The sequence below is a fragment of the Methanocaldococcus bathoardescens genome (assembly GCF_000739065.1).
Taxonomy (GTDB): Archaea; AGJL01; Methanococci; order Methanococcales; family Methanocaldococcaceae; genus Methanocaldococcus; species Methanocaldococcus bathoardescens.
Map to the genome: position 1 here is coordinate 1,325,563 of NZ_CP009149.1, position 17,073 is coordinate 1,342,635.

Sequence of the window (17,073 nt, forward strand, 5' to 3'; positions counted from 1 at the left end):
AGTTAATTTTTAGAATTTTGATTACTCATCTATTCTCTGAGTTCTTCTAACTGTGAAGGCAAATAAAGCTGGTAAAATAGCTCCACCTAATATTGCTTCTGTTAAAGCTACATCTGGGGCTAATAATGCATAGTATAAATAAGCCATACATAAACCAGCAAAGCCAGATAATATAATGCATTTAATTAAATCTTTTTGTAAGAGGGAAGCTAAACTTGATAACAATGTCATTATTATAACTATGTAGTGTATGATTTCCATTTGGCTCACCCTACAAATTTAATTCATAAGTATAACTTATCATATAACCAATATAAAAAATTCTACACTTAAATAAAAGACGAGGGATTTTTATGGATTACTATGTTACACTATCTCCGGGGCTTGAAAAAATATCTAAAAATGAGATTGAATCCTTTGAAGGAAAAATTAAAGAGATTAGAGAAAATAAGGGAAGGATATTTTTTAGTGGTGATTTAGAATTAATTCCTAAAATTAACTATCTTTCAAGAACTATAGAGAGATTGAATATTTTGCTGTATAGAGAAGAGATTCCAAATATATCTTTAGATGATATTTATGAGAGAGTTTATAACATTGATTGGACTGAGTGGATAAAAGAAAATCAATCTTTTGCCATCCGCCCATTGAGAGTTGGTGAGCATAACTTTACATCAATAGATATTGGAAGAGTGGCTGGAGAAGCTTTAATAAAATCATATCAAAAAGATAAAAATGTAAGGTTGAAGGTTAATTTAGATGAACCAGATGTAATTGTTAGGGTTGAGGTTATATTTGATGAGTTAATTGTTGGGATTGATACAACAGGAGATATTGCATTAGATAAGAGAGGATATAGAGTTTTTAATCATCCAGCACATTTAAATGCTACTATTGCCTCATCATTGGTTTATTTAAGTGTTTGGAAAGATGATGAGATTTTATTAGACCCAATGTGTGGAAGTGGAACTATTCCAATAGAGGGGGCGTTAATTAAAAGAAACATTCCACCGGGAAAGTTTAGAGAGGAAAAATATGGATTTAAGTTTATTGATATTTTTGGTTATGAGCTTTTAAATAAAACAAAAAAAGAGATTGCTGAGAATAAAAATAACTATAAGATAATTGGATTGGATAAAAATCAAAAATATTTAGATGGGGCTAAAGAAAATGCTAAAAATGCTGAGGTTTTAGATACTATTGATTTTATTTGTGGGGATGCTACAAAATTGCATGAGAGATTTGATAGTGTTGATGTAATTATAGCAAATCCACCTTATGGTATAAGAATGGGTAGCAAAAGAGCAGTAAAAAAGCTATACAATGAATTTTTATCCTCTGTAAAAAAAGTTATGCATGGTTCTTCAAGGCTAATAGTTATAACTGCTGAAGAAAAGATGTTTAAAGATGCAGTAATAAAGAATAACTTTGAGATTAAGGATGAGTTCGATGTTATGTTTGGTGGTCTAATGACAAAGGTATTTTATCTAACTTTATAATTTTAGGGTGGATAAAAATCTTAGTTGTTTTGATTGTAGTTTCTCCATTCATACCGGAAGTATTGAGGAATATTTGGTTATTAATGAAATAATTGAGGGAAATGATGATTGAAAAAATAAGAGATTTTATTTATAAGTATTATATTGAACCTGCTGAGAAAGGAACAGGCTACAACCTAATCCAAGAAATAACCTATGGAATTATCTTAGCTTTGGCTTTATATTTATTTTATAAAGCTTTAAGGAAGTTAAATATAAATATTGATGAGAAATTTGCAATTCCTGGAATTGTTTTTACCGTTTTAATTGCCTTGATGAGGGCTTTAGTTGATTGTGGATATATAGAAAGAAGTTTTTTAACCATAACTCCAGGAATTGTATTTTTAATTGGTGGATTTTTTATAGCAACGATTTTAATTACGGGATTAATCTTTAAGGAAAAATATTATAAAGCATCTGCAATTATTGGGGTAATTCCATTGTTGTATTTTCTCTTTGTATTTTTACAGCATATAGTTCATTTGGAAGCAATTTTATATGTTGGGATTTTAGTAGGGACATTTTATTATTTGGTTAAGTTTCTTGATAAAAACTTAAAATTAAATATCTTGCAGTCAAAGATTGATAATTATGTTGTAATTGGGCAGTTGATTGATGCTTCTGCAACAACTATTGGAATTGGTATTTACGGCTATTGGGAGCAACATCCAATCCCAAGATTTTTAATGGAAACCTTTGGAGTTTATTCTTTCATCCCTTTTAAGCTTTTGGTGGTTTTATTGGTTCTTTATGTTTTAAATAGAGAGATTGAAGATGAAAATATAAGAAATATTATAAAGCTCTGTATAATGGCTCTTGGATTAGCTCCAGGACTTAGGAATTTATTTAGAACGGTTATGGGCGTATAAATGTTTATAAAATTTTTGGTGAATTAAATGAAATTTATATTATTTCTACCTTTGCTTATATCTGTTGGGTTCATTATTGGGATATTGGGGAGTTTGTTTGGTATTGGCGGGGGATTTTTGGTAGCTCCAATTTTAACGTTTATTTTTGATTATTTTGGCATTCCAGATGGAATAAAATTTGCTATAGGGACATCATTATTTGTTGTATTCATAAACTCAATAATCTCAATCTTTAGACATGCAAAAATTAAAAATATAAATTGGAAGGCATCAATAATAATTGGAATTATTAGCTTAATTTTTTCATACTTTAGTGGGTTTTTGGTAGTTAATTATATTGATTCTTATGTTTTAAAAAAGATATTTGGAATTTTTTTAATATCAACTGCAGTATATTTAGCAAAATCACATCATATTGATAAAATTTATGAAAGGGAAGATAACTTAGCTCACTTTATTTTTTGTGGAATTATTACTGGTTTTTTATCAGGCTTATTTGGGATTGGTGGGGGGATAGTTATAATCCCAATTTTAGCAATGGCAAAATATCCTGTTAAAAGAGCTGTTGCAATTTCAGTTGGTGTTATTCCTCTAACTTCCATTGGGGGGCTCATTTCATATTTAATGGCAGATACAAAAAACTATATCTACAATATTGGCTACGTCTCAATCCCAATAGCTTTAATTATGGCAATTCCTATAATTTACTCTTCAAAATTAGGAATAAAGATAAATCAAAAGATTTCTCCAAAATATCTAAGAATTATACTTAGTGTTATGTTGGGAATAATGGGATTAGTTATGCTGTCTCCTTAACTTCTTTAATACTCTTTTCAATAAACTCTAAAACCTTATCAAATCCTTCCATCGTCTTTAAACTTAATAAAATAACTTCTACCTCTGGATTTATTTTTTTAGCATCATTTTCCATCTTTTTAATATCAGCTCCAACAGCTTCTGCCAAATCAATTTTATTGATTATTATTAAATCAGCTGTTTTCATAATTCCGGGATGTTTTTCTATTGTATCATCTCCTTCAGTTGTTGAAACAACCACTATCCTTTTATGACTTCCCAAATCAAAATCAGCAGGGCAGATTAAATTTCCAACGTTCTCTATAAATAATAAATCAATTTCATCTAAGTTTAAATCCTCCAAAGCATGCCCTACTAAATGAGCATCTAAGTGGCATTCTTTACCAGTATTTAAAGGAACAACCTTGGCTCCATGCTTCTCCATTCTTTCAGCGTCAAATTTTGCTATAACATCTCCAGCAATGCAAGCTATTTTATACTTATCTTTTAAATTATCAATTAATTTTTCAATTAATAGGGTTTTACCGCTCCCTATAGCTCCCATAAAATCAAATGCAACGACACCATGTTTATTTAAGAGTTTTCTGTTTTTATCTGCCAATCTTTTATTTGCTTTTAATATATCTTTAGCAATATCTAAAACTCCTACAATATGCATATTCATCACCAAAATTTTATTCTTCTTCCTCTTTGTCTTCTTCAAATTCAACATCATCATAATTTGGATTCATCTTTTCATATAACTCATCAACTTCATTCTTCTTCTTCCAGAGCTCAAACCTTGTCCTTTTAATTTTTTGCCTCTCCCTCTCTAAAAACTTAAATGTTTTTGCGTGTGAAGCACCTCTCAACAACATCTCAACAGCTTCCTTAGCTATTTGAACTGGTTCATGCTCTCCAACTATTGCAACGGTCTTTCCATAAACAGATACGTTTGCTCCTGTTAACTCCTCTATATATCTCCTTGACTTTCCTTCTTTACCAATTACTCTTCCTTTTAATCTTCTTACACCATTTTCAGAGCTTGCGTAATCTTCAATATCTATAACTTCTAAAACATATTCATCGCTAACTAATTTTAAAGCAATTTCCGGATTAAACCCTCTACCAATAGCTCTAACTATATCCTTTGCCTTCCAAACAGCCAATGGGTCTTTCTGCTTGTCAGTTCCATAAATGGTTACAGTTCCGTCTTCATCAATCTCCAACTTAACTCCTAACTCTTTTTCAATAGTTTTTTTAACACTTCCTTTTTTTCCTATTAAAACACCTACTCTTTCTCTTGGAATTTTTAAAATCTCTATATTTTTATCTTGTCCTATATTTCCAAAAACCATATTTACCACCATATAAAATAAAAATAAAATTAAGATTAAAATTAAAAATAAGAGAAATTCTAATTTACAATTGCTTAATCATCGCTTCATCAATTGGATTTATTTCCTTTCCAGTTATGTATCTATATAAATCTTTATAATTACAATCAACTTTTTTCCTTCTAAAGAAATTGCATATATTTATGCAGTCTCTAATAAGTAGAGGATGAGCTAATGGATGCTGAGTTATAACACTCTGAGAAAAATCAATAAATACTGGCTCATCATCTTTAACCAATATGTTGTATTCACTCAAATCTCCATGAACTAACTCTCCTTCCTCATATAGCTTTTTCATGCTCTCATTTATGATTTTAAAATATCTCTCCCAATCTAAATCCTGCATATCTTTAAGTTTTGGTGCTGGAATTCCTCTATAACCAACAAAATCCATAACTAAGACATTTTCCCTCCTTAGCCTTGCCTTTGGTGCATTTATAATCTCAGAAGCTCTCCTTGAATTCCTAAATTCTTTTTCAACCCATGCATGAATAATTTGCCTTCTACTACTCTTCCTTAAATGAAATCTTGGGTCTCCTTGGATATATTTACTCATAGTTTTAAAATCGCATGTAGCAACTCTGTAAACTTTAACTGCTCTGTAAAACTTTCCCTTTCTTGCTTTAAATACTACTGCCTCTTTTCCAGAATTAACTATTCCTATATATTCTGTTAAATGCTTCCCAGCTAATAAACTAAATAAAGTCATTAAGGTTCTTTTATCAAAAACTTCATTAGCTGTCTTTAAATCTTCTAAAAACTTCCTTTCTTTCTCTAAAATTTCTTTTTGATATTCTCTATCCAATTGAAACTCTTCTTTTTCACTCAGCAATTTATTCAATTCATAGAGTTCTTCATCAATGTTTTTGGCTATAACCATCACCTTTATAACAACTCATCTAAATAACCTTTTCTTTCCATAGGGGGCGAAGCCCCCTATTGGTATACCCCAAATTTAATTTACACCTCCGAGCGTAGCGAGGAGGTGTTAGCTTTGATGAAACTTTCTTAAAGTTTCATAGCAACTCATCTAAGTAACCTTTTCTTTTAAGCCATTCAACCTGTGTTTTTGTATATCTCCAAATGATATCACATTTTTGGTCTCCTTGAACTTCCCATGGTTTTACTATAACTATATCTCCTTCTCTAACCCAAATTCTATTCTTTAATCTACCAGGAATTCTCCCTAATCTTGTTTTTCCATCTAAACATCTAACTCTAACTCTACTTGCTCCTAACATTTGCTCTATAATACCTAAAATCTCATTCTCTTCTTTTTTTGGAATTCTTACCCTAATTTGTTGTTCTTGTTGTTCTGTCATTAGTATCACCTTTTTTTCTTTTTGTGTTTTTGTTGATGATAATTCTATGAATTTTATTAAAATGAGTGTTTCAATAAACCTTAGATTTTTGTGTCTATGGGATTTGTAATATCTATTTTATATATACTCTCGCTATATATATCTGTTGATTGTTGATATAATTTTTTTGTATTATTCTAAATTTTTTCAATATTAAAGGTGGATAGGATGATAAGTAGAGAAGAGGCAATTAACTTCCTTAACTCAACATCTTCTAAAGATATATTAGATAAATTAGCTCAAATTAACAATACATTTAAGAGAGAATATATAACTTACTCAAAAAACGTCTTTATACCATTATCAAAGTGGTGTAGAAATAAGTGCGGATATTGCATTTTTAGAGAAGATAAACCAAGTCTAATGAAACCAAATGAAGTTAAAGAAATTTTATTAAAAGGGGATAAGTTAGGTTGTAGAGAGGCGTTATTTACATTTGGGGAACATGTGGATGAAAATAAAGAGATTAAAGAGCAATTAAAATCTATGGGTTATGATAGCATATTGGAATATCTCTACGATTTAGAGGAATGGACATTGAATAACACCTCTCTTTTACCTCACACAAATTGTGGAATCTTAAATTATGATGAGTTAAAGATGCTTAAAGAGGTTAATGCATCTATGGGTTTGATGTTGGAAAATGCTTCAGAGAGGTTGATGGATACAGTAGCCCACAAACACAGCCCTGGAAAGCATCCAAAATTAAGGATAGAGATGATTGAAAATGCTGGGAAGTTAAAGATTCCATTTACAACTGGTTTGTTAATTGGTATTGGTGAGACAAATGAAGAAATTGTTGATTCACTATTTAAAATAAAAGAAATTCATGAAAAGTATGGGCATATTCAGGAAGTTATAATCCAAAACTTTAGAGCTAAGAGAGGCATTCCAATGGAAAATTATAAGGAACCCTCACCAATAAAGATGTTGAAGGTTATTATTTTAGCAAAGTTGATTTTAGATGGCATTTCAATCCAAATACCTCCAAATTTAAATAGAGAGACAGGACAGTTGTTTTTGTTAGCTGGGGTGGATGATTGGGGTGGAGTTTCTCCATTAACAAAAGATTATGTTAATCCAGAGGCCGAGTGGCCAGAAATAAGAGAGTTGAGAGAATGGACTGAAGAGTTAGGGCTGAAATTAAAGATGAGACTGCCTGTTTATGATAAATACATAAGTGAAGAGTGGTTAAGTGAGAAAGTTTATAATAAGATTATTGAGATGGGATGGTTAAAGGAATAGCGTTCTCTATTATTGATATTTGTTTTTTTAAGATATCTTCATACCTATTTTTTAATATTTGCAGAGCTTTATAAGCAGATTTTCCATCTAAATATACAACTTCCTCTTTTCCCCTTTCCATATACTTAACATAAGCCACGTTTTCATCAAAACTTATAGTTAGGGATATAAATTTATTTGAGCTTAAAATATCCTTTAACATCTCTTCATAAACATTATTTCCACAGAATAGATTTAATTTAGCTATCTCTTTTATATCTTCATCTTCAATAAGTAGTTTTATCTTTTCATACTCAGAGATAATTATTTCTAAGTTATCAACCAATTCCTTAAAACTCTCAGCCCTTTCAATTAAACAAACAAATCTAATCTCAATTTTTCCTTTTCCTTTCCATCTCCATTCTCTATTTTTCCATTCATTGATTTTTTGTTTGATTTCATTTATGTCCATAATATCCACCAAAAGACCATAAACTATTTATCCTCAAATGCGGGAAAATATAAATCAGATAGATACGACATAAGTATTAGATGTCTTAGAGGCATCTATCTTTGATACCTACAACATCTCTTGGTGACATCATGATTAAAATATTAGCTGATAACATAGCTTATAAAAAATTTTTTGCTCAACATGGATTTTCAGCTTTAATAGAATTAAATAATAAAAGAATTTTATTTGATGCTGGTCAAAACCCAACAACTTTGAGAGAAAACTTAAAATTATTTGATGAAAAGGAAGGATTTGACTACATCGTTTTATCTCATGGGCATTACGACCACTGCGATGGGTTGAAATATGTTATAGAGAATGATTTAATTAATGGGAAGGTTATAGCCCATAAAGATGCATTCTTAGATAAATACTCTGGCAATAGATATATAGGAATCGACAAAGAAATAAAAGAATATTTGTTAAAAAAAGCTGATTTAGAGATTATTGAAGAGCCGTATAAGATAGATAAAGATATTATTGTCTCTGGATATGTTCCAAGAGAGCAGAGTTATGAGATGGAAGAGTTTCAATGTATTAGAGATGGAAAGAGAGTGAAAGATGAGGTAAATGATGACATGTTCTTAATAGCCAAAGGGATTTTGATAACTGGCTGTTCTCATAGTGGAATTATAAATGTAGTTGAATATGGGAAAAAGTTGGATAAAATTAGAGGAGTTTTGGGGGGTTTTCATTTAGTAGATGTTTCAGATAACTATTTAAATAAGGTTGTTGATTATTTCAAATCCCAAGATTTTTGGTTTATGCCTATGCACTGTACTGGATTCAAAGCTTTAACAAAATTATCTCAATTAAATAATTTTGTTTATGGGCATGTGGGTAAAATCATTGAGATTTAGGGGCTGATTATGAGAGAGGTAGAAAAGCCACTGATTTTGAGTATTGTAGGAAATATTCTATTGGGATTGATAAAAATAATAATTGGATATGTTTATTCAAGTATATCCTTAATTTCTGATGGAATACATTCATTATCAGATGTTATAACAAGCATTATAGCAATTATTGGTGTAAAAATTGCATCAAAGCCAGCAGATGACGCTCATCCCTATGGACATTCAAGATTTGAATGCCTATTCTCTTTTTTTATTGGTTTAGCTTTATTCTTTACAGCCTATGAGATTGGGAAGTTTGCAGTAGAGAGAATTATTTATGGGGAAGTAATTGAGGTAAATGCTATAATGGTTGTAGTAGCCATTTTATCAATAGTTGTTAAAGAGTTGATGACAAGATACTCTTTGTTTATTGGAAAAAAGCTGAATAGCCAAGTTCTAATTGCAGATGCCTATCATCATAGAAGTGATGCTTTAAGCAGTGTTGTAGTTTTAGCTGGTTTGTTATTGCAAAAGTTCGGCATCTATTATGGGGATGCCATAGCTGGGATAATAGTAGCTTTTATGATTGCAAAGGTAGCCTTTGATATATGTTTAACAAACATGCACTATCTCACTGGAAGAGCCCCATCTGAAAATTTCTTTGAAGTTATTAAAAAAGAAGCTTTGAATGTAGATAAAGTTATTGGGGTGCATGATATAAAAGCCCATTATGTGGGGCCAAAGATTCATGTTGAATTACATGTAGAAGTTCCGTCAAATATATCTGCAAAAGAGATGCACGACATTGAAGTTGCAGTAAAAAATAGATTAGAAAGCTTAGATAATGTTGAGAAAGCTTATGTTCATGTGGATATTGTGGATTAGTTAATAACTTTTTTTATTTAAAAATATATTAAAGTTGAATATTCAAAATAATAAATAAATCTTTCCAAAAAAAGAAAATGGTGGGCTCGGGGAGATTCGAACTCCCGACCACCGCCGTGTCAGGGCGGCATCATAGCCATCTAGACCACGAGCCCACAACCACAAGCGAAATTAAAGTATGTATAACTCATATATAAACTTTTCGGTTTTGTAGGTATGATTCAAATATATAAAAATACTTAAACACGTTAAATAAAGTTTCTATCTTAAATGTTAGTTTTTGTTACTCGTTATGATACCAAACTATAAATATAATTAGAGATTAAAGTAATTAAAGAGTTAAAATTTAAGAAAGTGTTTAAAAGTTTAATATAGACGGGGAGTTAAAATGGTAGGAGATGTTCCAGTTTTGCTTATCATGAAAAAACCAATAGTAGTTAGTGGGGACGTATCAGTATATGATGTTGCAAAAATTATGATTAAAGAAAATGTTCCATGTGTTCTTGTAGTATGTGGAAAACCAAATCATGAGAGTATTGAAGTAGCTACAGATGAAGATATGATAAATAAGGTATTGATTAAAAAACTACCACCAGATAAAATTAAAGTAGAAGATATTGCCTCGGATAAATTAGTTACCATCCCACCAGACACTACGATTGATGAAGCTTTGAAAATTATGAATAAATATAAAACTAAAGAGTTGTTTATTGTAGATGAAGGGAAAATTGTGGGGGTAATAACACAAGATGATATAACAAAAGTTACTCCGGAGATAATTTCTACTTTAAAAGAGCTTGTAAATTACTTATTGAAAATTATTGACGAAGTTATTAATGAAAATGAAAATAATGAATCATCAGAAATTCAAAAAACAGATTCGAATGATGACGATAAAAAAGAGAATAATAAAGAGAATAATAATAAACTTAAGTTAAAGAAAAGAATATAGTCCTAAATAACATAATAACATAAATAGGTGAAAAATTTGGTTAAAGTAAAAATTTGTGGAATCACTAATGAAGAAGATATGGCGTATATATCAAAAAGAGTCCATGCAGTGGGGGTTATAATAGATGTCCCTGTAAAAACTCCAAGAAAAATATCGTTAGATAGAGCTATAGAGTTAAAAAAATATATCGCCCCATTCACATCTTTAGTGGCTGTATTAATGCCAAATAGTATAGAGGAAGTTTTAGAGATTTATAATGCTCTAAAGCCAAGTGCTATACAACTACATGGGTTTGAAAGTTTAGATTTTGTTAAAGAGTTGAATGAACTCAAAAATAATGGAAAATTAAATTCTCATATAATTAAAGTTATCCACATACCAAAGGATGAAGAAATTGAGTTTAAAAATTTATTAGATATTGCAAAAGATTATGAGAAATATGTTGATGCAATTTTGGTAGATACAAAAATAGAAAACATAAAATTTGAAGGAAAAACTCATAATTGGACAGTATCTAAGAAGTTGAGGGAATCTTTAGAAAAACCTTTAATTTTAGCTGGTGGTTTGAATAAAGATAATGTCTTAGAAGCGATAAAAACAGTCAAACCTTACGCTATAGATGTGTCTTCTTCGTTAGAAGCTTATGGAGGAAAGAAGGATTTAAAAAAAGTAGATGAGTTTTTGGAAGTAGTTAAAAAGGCTTAAAAAATTTAGATGTTCATTAATATCTCTTTTATCCTATTTACAATTGGCATTGGGTTATGGAAAGCCCTTGCTGTATAAACTTCTATGTTATTATTCTTTAGTGTTTCAACGTAATCTTTATTTATTTGCTTTCCAAAGACAATTGCATGAGTGTCTTTGTTATATTTGGTTTTGTATGTTACTGTATAGCTAACTCCTCCATCATTATGGACAAAGCTTATTATTTTATCAATACCTTCAATGCCCTTAAGCCCTTCATCTATATCTACAGCCCCAATACCTTTTAAATAGTATTTATCATTATCTGCAATCTCTAACAATTTTAAAGCCGCATGATTTCCAGCTATAATGACATTATCTCCCCTTTTTTTCAACTGACTTATTAGATATAAAACAGAAGGAATTAATGCTGGCGGTTCAGGGCATCCAACTATAACTAATATATTCATGTTTTCACCAGAATTTTAGTTTTGATAGGAAGCTTTTTTTATTTTTCTCAGTTTCTTCTTTTTTCTCTTCTTTTATCTCTTCAAGGTTTATTTTTAAAACAAACGTTCCATAGCATGGTTTTGTGTATGGGAAGATTATGTAGTTGTCTTCATAAGCTACTGGTATTGGCGGAATTCCAATTAAAAAGACTCCTTCAAATATCTCTTCTCCGGCATCCATTTCTCTAACATTTTTGAAATTTTTTCTTATAAACTCTGCACAATCTTTAAATCCTCCTTTATATAAGATTTCATAGTTTAGTTTGTCAATACATGGCATAATCTCTACCTAAAAAGTTTTAATATATCATCTTTCTTTGGTTTTACAATTCCTTTTTCAGTTATGATTGCAGTTATTAAATCTGGAGGAGTTTTATCAAATGCATAGTTATAACAGCTAACATTTTCTGGCACTATTCTAACTCCATCAATATATGCTACTTCGTCTTCACTTCTCTCCTCTATAATAACATCTTCTTCACTACTTTTTAAATCAAACGTTGATAATGGGGCGGCAACATAAAATGGAATATTATGATATTTAGCTAAAACTGCCAAGCTATAAGTTCCAATTTTGTTATAAACAGTCCCATCAGCTAAAATTCTATCTGCCCCAACTATAATTTTATCAATCTCTCCCTTTTGCATTAAAAATCCTGCTGTATTATCTGTTATAACCTTAACAGGAATGCCTTCATAGCTTAACTCAAAAGCAGTTAATTTAGCTCCCTGCAATCTTGGCCTTGTCTCATCTGCTATAACTCTAATCTTTTTTCCGTTGTAGAATGCAAATCTAATCACACTTAGAGCAGTTCCATAGGCAGAGCAAGCTAAAGCCCCAGCATTGCAGTGGGTTAATATTGTATCCCCGTCTTCTATAAGTTTCTCTCCAATCATTCCAATTTTTCTGCAGGTTTCTATATCTTCTTCATGAATTTTCTTAGCTTCATCTAAGATTGATTTTCCTTTTTTGTAAGCTTCTAAGCATCTATCCAATGCCCAAAATAGATTAACAGCTGTAGGTCTTGTATTTTTTAAGATGTTGTATGCTTTATAGATATCATCCCCTTTAATTTCAGCTAAGGCTAATCCATAAGCCCCAGATATTCCAATAGCAGGGGCTCCTCTAACAACCATATCTTTTATTGCAAATGCAACATCTTCATAAGTTTTACAAATAAAATATTCTAATTTATGTGGAAGTTTTCTTTGGTCTATTAAAATTAGCTCTTTTTTATCATCATCCCATATTATTGGCCTTAAATCCTTCATTTTATCACTTTAAGCTTTTTTAGGTAGTATTTGCTATAAATTGCTCCAGCTGTATTGTGAGATAAAACTCTATCTTTAACAATAAATGTAGTTGTTGGAGCTTTTGAATATTTTTGAAATAAAATGTCATGTCCAATACATAACCCAACAATAATATTTAAATCAGTCCCAATCTCATTTAAAATTTCCGCCTGCCCTATTGGGTTGCACATCGCTTCTTTTCCATTATTAATCTTTTTTAACTCAAGAACATCTTTATCAATTCCACAGACCTTACAGCAGACGGAATAAACATCAAAATGTTGTGATAAAATTTCATCTAATATTTTTGCTTCATCTTCCAATCCAATACAAAAAGCAATACCTATTTTTTTATAATCCATAAGTTTGCAGAACTCTATAATCTCTTCCAATCTCGTTTTTTTCATATAATAGGTTGCTTCAATATAGGCAGAAACCTTAGCTATTTTTAAATTATCTTCTTTTTTATATTCTTCCGTTATTTTCTCTGTCATGTCTTTTTTACAGTTTTTTCCAGCATAGCAAAGTTTTTTAATACATTTGGAGCACTTCATAATCAACACCATATAGCTGGGATGTGTATGAGAGTTGATACATTTATATTTTTAATTTTTATATTTGTGGGCATTTTGATGTTAATGTTTGTAGTTAGCTTATCTGAAGCTATCCATGTAGTAGAATGGAAAACCATAATATCTTTGTTTTATTTAATGGCTATTGTAAATGTTCTAAAAGACTTAAAATTTTTAGATTATGTTTCTTTAATTGTGATAAAACATTCAAGTAGAATATTTATCACTTTAATAGCTTTAACTTTGATTTTGTCAATGTTAATAACAAATGATGTTGTTTTGTTTGTCATAGTTCCTCTCACATTAATTTTATTTAAATATATAGAAGCTGACAAAAAAGACCTTGAAAAACTTATAATATTTGAAGGTATATCTGCAAATATTGGTAGTGGTTTGACACCAATTGGTAATCCTCAAAACATCTTTCTGTATCACTTTTATAATATAGACGCATTTGAATTCGTAAAAAATATGGTTCCTTTTGAAATTTTTGGAATTTTAGTTATTTTGCCATTTATGGAGTTTAGAAAGTATAATTGTAAGATAGATGTTGATGTAGAGTTTAAAAAAGAGTGGATAATTTATCTTATAATCTTTATGCTGATTTTACTTTGCATCTTTGGATTTTTAAATTTTATCTATGTATTTCCAATAATTTTAGCTGTTATTTTAATTAAAAAACCAAAAATTGATTATTTGTTTTTATTAACATTCATATTTTTGTTTGTAGATGTTTATGGTATTAAAAAATTAGGTATAATAAATTTGTTCAACGTAGTTAATAATGATGTGATGTTGATGATTTATTCTTCATTATTATCTCAAATTATCTCTAACGTACCAGCAACTGTTCTTCTCTCAAATATCTACGATAACTGGTTACCTATTGCTTATGGAGTTAATGTTGGTGGTAATGGGACTTTAATATCTTCATTTGCAAATTTGATAACATTGAGGCTGTCTAATAGGGAAGTTAGTGTAGTAAGGTTTTTATTAATTGGAATGATAATTTATATAATGCACTTAACAGCTTTAACTTTGTATCTCAAAATATTTTAAAAGTAAAAAAAAGATGTGAAAAGAGAAAATAGCTGAAGAAAAAAGAAAAGGTTAAAGGGAGGCTAAATTATTTCTTTGGGTTTTTTGGTTTTCTTGGAGCTACCATGGGCTTCACCCCCATACAACTTTTGCAATTATTATACAGCTACTTAGGGTTATATATACTAATATTCAACAAAAATTATGGGTTTTTTTGAATAAAGCTTTATAATATCTAATCTGTCCCATGCACACTTAAATTTTGGATGAAATCATGCCAAGAAAGTTGCATAATAAGCTGGAATTAATGGAAGAGATAATAAATCTTGGGATTAATGGAGAAGAGATTACTATTTACAACATAACCAGAAAAATTAACCAAAAAATGAAATATAATAAAATTGAAAAACATTATGTTGGGGAACAAACAATAAGTGATATAATTAAAGAACTTGAAAGAATTGGGTGTTTAAAATTAAAATCTAAAGAAATGACAAAAATTGGAAAAGAAAAGAAAATATATGAATTAACCAATGATGCGTTAAAAATTTTTCAAATTTATGCAAAATATTACCAAACAATACATAAAATAATTAGAATGTTGAATGAGTTAAACCTTTGCGATGAAGATAAAGAAATATTTTTACAAATCCTATCAAACTATGCAAAACGTAAGTTGAGATGATAAATATGGAATTAAAAGAAGAAGCTATAAAGTTAGAGAGTGATTTGATAAGAATAAATTCAGTGAATCCTTCATTTGGTGGAAAAGGAGAGAAAGAGAAGGCAGAGTATGTTAAGAAGAAATTGATGGAGTATGTTGAAGAATATAATATAAAAAATTACACTTTGAAAGAATACAACATTATAGATAGATGTGGAATTGAGAGACCAAATATAGTATTTAAAATAGATTTTGGAAGAGATAAGGCATTACATATTATCTCTCATTTAGATACTGTTCCAGAAGGGGATATTAGTTTATGGGACACAAATCCTTATGAACCAGTTGTTAAAGATGGGAAAATTTATGGAAGAGGAAGCGAAGACAACCATAAGGGAATTGTTTCTTCTTTACTATTGTTAAAGATGATTTTTGAAAATAATATTAAACCAAAATACAACTTATCATTAATTTTTGTCTCTGATGAAGAAGATGGAAGTGAATATGGCTTAAAATATCTATTGGATAACTTTGAAGATGAGATATTTAAAAAGGATGATTTAATCATAGTTCCTGACTTTGGAACACCAACTGGAGAATTTGTGGAGATTGGGGAAAAGGGAATTTTGTGGATAAAATTTAACATTAAAGGAAAGCAATGTCATGGTAGCACACCTGAAAATGGGTTGAATGCTGATATAGTGGCATTTAACTTTGCAAATGAGTTATATAATAGCTTATATGAGAAATTTGATGAAATTAATTCAATATTTCTGCCAGAATATTCAACCTTTGAACCAACGATATTGAAAAATAAAGTTGAAAATCCAAACACAATTCCAGGATATGTAGAGGTTGTTTTTGATTGTAGAATTTTGCCAACTTACAAAATAGAGGAAGTTTTAGAGTTTATAGATGAATTTATTAAAAACTTTGACTTTAAGAAATATCTTAAGCATTATGATAACTCAATAAAGGCAGAGATAACTTATGAAATATTAAAGGCTGAAAATCCAAATTACACAGATGAAAATGCAGAGGTTATTAAAGAATTGAAAAAAGCTATAAAGAATGTTTTAAATAGAGAGGCAAAACTCTGTGGAATGGGTGGAGGAACTGTTGCGGCATTTTTGAGAGAGAAAAACTATGCAGTAGCAGTTTGGGGTATTGGAGAAGAAACTGCCCACCAACCAAATGAGCATATTAAAATAGAGGATTTGGTTAAGATGACTGAAGTGTTTTATGAAATTTTGAAATGGAGACTGTCAAGTTATTGATAGTATCCAATTGTAGAACATCATGAAGCTCTTTATCCAACTAATAACCGTATCGAACTTACTATTATTAGGGAATCTATTAAAGAATGCTTTTGTTCTTCGTTTAAGCAGTGAGAAGAAGCTTTCTACACAATTTCTCAGTCCGAATCGGACTCTTTCAAATTTTAAGCCCAACTTCTGCAACGCCCACGGATACCATCTCCCACCATCAACCAAAATTTTAGGCTTATTCGAGCAAAATTTTAATATACCCCTAACGAATAATATAGTATCGAGGTAATTTCTTGTCTCTGATATATAAACTCCCAAGCATTCCTTCGATTCAACGTCAATAGCAGACCATACGTAAATAGTCTTATCTCCAAATTTTAGTTTAGTCTCGTCTATTGCAATTGGGTTTCTTACACTCCTCTTAGGTTCGTTTAAGACTTCTTTAATCTTGTGATAATAAACTCTAACTGACTCGTGGCTTATACTTTCGAATTGGGAGAGAAATAAACTCGTCTTCCTCAACGATAACCCGAGGTAGTATAAAAGCCCTGCTAAGATTTTAACTTCTATCGACTTCCTATTCCTCTTAAAAAGCTTCTTCTCTTCGATTCTCTCCTTTATTACATCTATTGCGAGCTTCATATTTACTATTTTTTATCGACATATTGATAAAA

Annotated in this window: 22 protein-coding genes and 1 tRNA gene; 11 read left to right on the forward strand and 12 right to left on the reverse strand. The window is 30.1% G+C overall.

The window, feature by feature from the left end:
• Positions 1 to 21: 21 nt before the first annotated feature.
• Positions 22 to 261: a DUF4040 domain-containing protein gene (locus JH146_RS06945; RefSeq protein WP_048202290.1), complete on the reverse strand. Its 240-nt coding sequence runs from the start codon at positions 259 to 261 to the stop codon at positions 22 to 24.
• A gap of 92 nt (positions 262 to 353) precedes the next feature.
• On the opposite strand from JH146_RS06945, the gene trm14 reads away from it, so the two are divergent.
• From trm14 to JH146_RS06960, 3 genes are all read left to right on the forward strand, one after another.
• On the forward strand, positions 354 to 1,499 hold the full coding sequence (gene trm14 / locus JH146_RS06950; RefSeq protein ID WP_048202291.1) for a tRNA (guanine(6)-N2)-methyltransferase: 1,146 nt from the start codon (positions 354 to 356) through the stop codon (positions 1,497 to 1,499).
• Positions 1,500 to 1,603: 104 nt separating this feature from the next.
• Complete coding sequence (locus JH146_RS06955) at positions 1,604 to 2,407, forward strand: DUF63 family protein (protein WP_048202292.1); 804 nt, start codon at positions 1,604 to 1,606, stop codon at positions 2,405 to 2,407.
• 27 nt (positions 2,408 to 2,434) lie between these two features.
• Positions 2,435 to 3,223 carry a sulfite exporter TauE/SafE family protein gene (locus tag JH146_RS06960; protein ID WP_048202293.1) on the forward strand — a complete coding sequence of 263 codons (789 nt, stop codon included), beginning with the start codon at positions 2,435 to 2,437 and terminating at the stop codon, positions 3,221 to 3,223.
• Here JH146_RS06960 and hypB read toward each other — a convergent pair.
• From hypB to eif1A, 4 genes are all read right to left on the reverse strand, one after another.
• The gene (gene hypB / locus JH146_RS06965) at positions 3,207 to 3,881 is read right to left on the reverse strand and encodes a hydrogenase nickel incorporation protein HypB (protein ID WP_048202294.1); all 675 of its coding nucleotides are present in this window, start codon (positions 3,879 to 3,881) and stop codon (positions 3,207 to 3,209) included. The two genes, JH146_RS06960 and hypB, sit on opposite strands and share 17 nt — an antisense overlap.
• A gap of 16 nt (positions 3,882 to 3,897) precedes the next feature.
• Positions 3,898 to 4,560: a KH domain-containing protein gene (locus tag JH146_RS06970; RefSeq protein ID WP_048202295.1), complete on the reverse strand. Its 663-nt coding sequence runs from the start codon at positions 4,558 to 4,560 to the stop codon at positions 3,898 to 3,900.
• 64 nt (positions 4,561 to 4,624) lie between these two features.
• Positions 4,625 to 5,479: a serine protein kinase RIO gene (locus JH146_RS06975; protein WP_048202296.1), complete on the reverse strand. Its 855-nt coding sequence runs from the start codon at positions 5,477 to 5,479 to the stop codon at positions 4,625 to 4,627.
• A gap of 136 nt (positions 5,480 to 5,615) precedes the next feature.
• Entirely contained in the window at positions 5,616 to 5,930 is a 315-nt protein-coding gene (gene eif1A, locus JH146_RS06980) for a translation initiation factor eIF-1A (RefSeq protein WP_257719646.1), read from the reverse strand.
• A 198-nt stretch (positions 5,931 to 6,128) separates the two neighbouring features.
• On the opposite strand from eif1A, the gene cofG reads away from it, so the two are divergent.
• Positions 6,129 to 7,205: a 7,8-didemethyl-8-hydroxy-5-deazariboflavin synthase subunit CofG gene (gene cofG, locus JH146_RS06985; RefSeq protein WP_048202298.1), complete on the forward strand. Its 1,077-nt coding sequence runs from the start codon at positions 6,129 to 6,131 to the stop codon at positions 7,203 to 7,205.
• On the opposite strand, the gene JH146_RS06990 is transcribed toward cofG, so the two are convergent.
• Positions 7,177 to 7,656: a hypothetical protein gene (locus tag JH146_RS06990; protein WP_048202299.1), complete on the reverse strand. Its 480-nt coding sequence runs from the start codon at positions 7,654 to 7,656 to the stop codon at positions 7,177 to 7,179. The two genes, cofG and JH146_RS06990, sit on opposite strands and share 29 nt — an antisense overlap.
• A 131-nt stretch (positions 7,657 to 7,787) precedes the next feature.
• On the opposite strand from JH146_RS06990, the gene JH146_RS06995 reads away from it, so the two are divergent.
• Both JH146_RS06995 and JH146_RS07000 read left to right on the forward strand, forming a co-directional pair.
• Positions 7,788 to 8,558, forward strand: coding sequence for an MBL fold metallo-hydrolase (locus JH146_RS06995; RefSeq protein ID WP_173400836.1), 771 nt, complete (start codon positions 7,788 to 7,790; stop codon positions 8,556 to 8,558).
• A gap of 9 nt (positions 8,559 to 8,567) precedes the next feature.
• Positions 8,568 to 9,419, forward strand: a complete 852-nt coding sequence (locus tag JH146_RS07000) for a cation diffusion facilitator family transporter (protein WP_048202300.1) — start codon at positions 8,568 to 8,570, stop codon at positions 9,417 to 9,419.
• Between the two features lie 78 nt (positions 9,420 to 9,497).
• Here JH146_RS07000 and JH146_RS07005 read toward each other — a convergent pair.
• Positions 9,498 to 9,574, reverse strand: a tRNA-Val gene (locus JH146_RS07005).
• Positions 9,575 to 9,807: 233 nt separating this feature from the next.
• Between JH146_RS07005 and JH146_RS07010 the strand changes: the two genes are divergently transcribed.
• Together JH146_RS07010 and JH146_RS07015 are read left to right on the forward strand one after the other, a co-directional pair.
• Positions 9,808 to 10,371, forward strand: coding sequence for a CBS domain-containing protein (locus tag JH146_RS07010; RefSeq protein WP_048202301.1), 564 nt, complete (start codon positions 9,808 to 9,810; stop codon positions 10,369 to 10,371).
• Positions 10,372 to 10,407: 36 nt separating this feature from the next.
• Positions 10,408 to 11,076 carry a phosphoribosylanthranilate isomerase gene (locus JH146_RS07015; RefSeq protein WP_081874486.1) on the forward strand — a complete coding sequence of 223 codons (669 nt, stop codon included), beginning with the start codon at positions 10,408 to 10,410 and terminating at the stop codon, positions 11,074 to 11,076.
• Positions 11,077 to 11,081: 5 nt separating this feature from the next.
• On the opposite strand, the gene JH146_RS07020 is transcribed toward JH146_RS07015, so the two are convergent.
• The 4 genes from JH146_RS07020 to JH146_RS07035 are packed head-to-tail and all read right to left on the reverse strand — an operon-like array spanning position 11,082 to position 13,411.
• Entirely contained in the window at positions 11,082 to 11,525 is a 444-nt protein-coding gene (locus tag JH146_RS07020; RefSeq protein ID WP_048202302.1) for a DUF1890 family protein, read from the reverse strand.
• A 4-nt stretch (positions 11,526 to 11,529) separates the two neighbouring features.
• Positions 11,530 to 11,844, reverse strand: a complete 315-nt coding sequence (locus tag JH146_RS07025; RefSeq protein WP_048202303.1) for a DUF1894 domain-containing protein — start codon at positions 11,842 to 11,844, stop codon at positions 11,530 to 11,532.
• 5 nt (positions 11,845 to 11,849) lie between these two features.
• Positions 11,850 to 12,836 carry an S-methyl-5-thioribose-1-phosphate isomerase gene (gene mtnA / locus JH146_RS07030; RefSeq protein WP_048202304.1) on the reverse strand — a complete coding sequence of 329 codons (987 nt, stop codon included), beginning with the start codon at positions 12,834 to 12,836 and terminating at the stop codon, positions 11,850 to 11,852.
• The gene (locus JH146_RS07035) at positions 12,833 to 13,411 is read right to left on the reverse strand and encodes a DUF1847 domain-containing protein (protein ID WP_048202305.1); all 579 of its coding nucleotides are present in this window, start codon (positions 13,409 to 13,411) and stop codon (positions 12,833 to 12,835) included. The genes mtnA and JH146_RS07035 overlap by 4 nt, the downstream gene beginning before the upstream one ends.
• Before the next feature lie 27 nt (positions 13,412 to 13,438).
• On the opposite strand from JH146_RS07035, the gene JH146_RS07040 reads away from it, so the two are divergent.
• The 3 genes from JH146_RS07040 to JH146_RS07050 all read left to right on the forward strand — a co-directional run bounded on the left by JH146_RS07040 (position 13,439) and on the right by JH146_RS07050 (position 16,408).
• On the forward strand, positions 13,439 to 14,488 hold the full coding sequence (locus JH146_RS07040) for an SLC13 family permease (protein ID WP_048202306.1): 1,050 nt from the start codon (positions 13,439 to 13,441) through the stop codon (positions 14,486 to 14,488).
• A 253-nt stretch (positions 14,489 to 14,741) separates the two neighbouring features.
• On the forward strand, positions 14,742 to 15,152 hold the full coding sequence (locus JH146_RS07045; RefSeq protein WP_048202307.1) for a hypothetical protein: 411 nt from the start codon (positions 14,742 to 14,744) through the stop codon (positions 15,150 to 15,152).
• 5 nt (positions 15,153 to 15,157) lie between these two features.
• Positions 15,158 to 16,408: a M20 family metallo-hydrolase gene (locus JH146_RS07050; RefSeq protein ID WP_048202308.1), complete on the forward strand. Its 1,251-nt coding sequence runs from the start codon at positions 15,158 to 15,160 to the stop codon at positions 16,406 to 16,408.
• On the opposite strand, the gene JH146_RS07055 is transcribed toward JH146_RS07050, so the two are convergent.
• Positions 16,397 to 17,041: an IS6 family transposase gene (locus tag JH146_RS07055; protein ID WP_048202309.1), complete on the reverse strand. Its 645-nt coding sequence runs from the start codon at positions 17,039 to 17,041 to the stop codon at positions 16,397 to 16,399. The genes JH146_RS07050 and JH146_RS07055 overlap by 12 nt on opposite strands.
• Positions 17,042 to 17,073 lie beyond the last annotated feature (32 nt).

Bases quoted from the DNA above. Each gene is read 5' to 3' on its own strand.
- trm14 (WP_048202291.1), top strand. From the start codon at position 354: ATGGATTACTATGTTACACTATCTCCGGGGCTTGAAAAAATATCTAAA.
- JH146_RS07040 (WP_048202306.1), top strand. From the start codon at position 13,439: ATGAGAGTTGATACATTTATATTTTTAATTTTTATATTTGTGGGCATT.
- JH146_RS07045 (WP_048202307.1), top strand. From the start codon at position 14,742: ATGCCAAGAAAGTTGCATAATAAGCTGGAATTAATGGAAGAGATAATA.
- JH146_RS06990 (WP_048202299.1), bottom strand. From the start codon at position 7,656: ATGGACATAAATGAAATCAAACAAAAAATCAATGAATGGAAAAATAGA.
- JH146_RS07000 (WP_048202300.1), top strand. From the start codon at position 8,568: ATGAGAGAGGTAGAAAAGCCACTGATTTTGAGTATTGTAGGAAATATT.
- JH146_RS07020 (WP_048202302.1), bottom strand. From the start codon at position 11,525: ATGAATATATTAGTTATAGTTGGATGCCCTGAACCGCCAGCATTAATT.
- JH146_RS06960 (WP_048202293.1), top strand. From the start codon at position 2,435: ATGAAATTTATATTATTTCTACCTTTGCTTATATCTGTTGGGTTCATT.
- JH146_RS06955 (WP_048202292.1), top strand. From the start codon at position 1,604: ATGATTGAAAAAATAAGAGATTTTATTTATAAGTATTATATTGAACCT.
- JH146_RS07025 (WP_048202303.1), bottom strand. From the start codon at position 11,844: ATGCCATGTATTGACAAACTAAACTATGAAATCTTATATAAAGGAGGA.
- JH146_RS07050 (WP_048202308.1), top strand. From the start codon at position 15,158: ATGGAATTAAAAGAAGAAGCTATAAAGTTAGAGAGTGATTTGATAAGA.
- JH146_RS07035 (WP_048202305.1), bottom strand. From the start codon at position 13,411: ATGAAGTGCTCCAAATGTATTAAAAAACTTTGCTATGCTGGAAAAAAC.
- JH146_RS07055 (WP_048202309.1), bottom strand. From the start codon at position 17,041: ATGAAGCTCGCAATAGATGTAATAAAGGAGAGAATCGAAGAGAAGAAG.
- JH146_RS06995 (WP_173400836.1), top strand. From the start codon at position 7,788: ATGATTAAAATATTAGCTGATAACATAGCTTATAAAAAATTTTTTGCT.
- JH146_RS06975 (WP_048202296.1), bottom strand. From the start codon at position 5,479: ATGGTTATAGCCAAAAACATTGATGAAGAACTCTATGAATTGAATAAA.
- JH146_RS07010 (WP_048202301.1), top strand. From the start codon at position 9,808: ATGGTAGGAGATGTTCCAGTTTTGCTTATCATGAAAAAACCAATAGTA.
- JH146_RS06945 (WP_048202290.1), bottom strand. From the start codon at position 261: ATGGAAATCATACACTACATAGTTATAATAATGACATTGTTATCAAGT.
- hypB (WP_048202294.1), bottom strand. From the start codon at position 3,881: ATGCATATTGTAGGAGTTTTAGATATTGCTAAAGATATATTAAAAGCA.
- cofG (WP_048202298.1), top strand. From the start codon at position 6,129: ATGATAAGTAGAGAAGAGGCAATTAACTTCCTTAACTCAACATCTTCT.
- JH146_RS06970 (WP_048202295.1), bottom strand. From the start codon at position 4,560: ATGGTTTTTGGAAATATAGGACAAGATAAAAATATAGAGATTTTAAAA.
- mtnA (WP_048202304.1), bottom strand. From the start codon at position 12,836: ATGAAGGATTTAAGGCCAATAATATGGGATGATGATAAAAAAGAGCTA.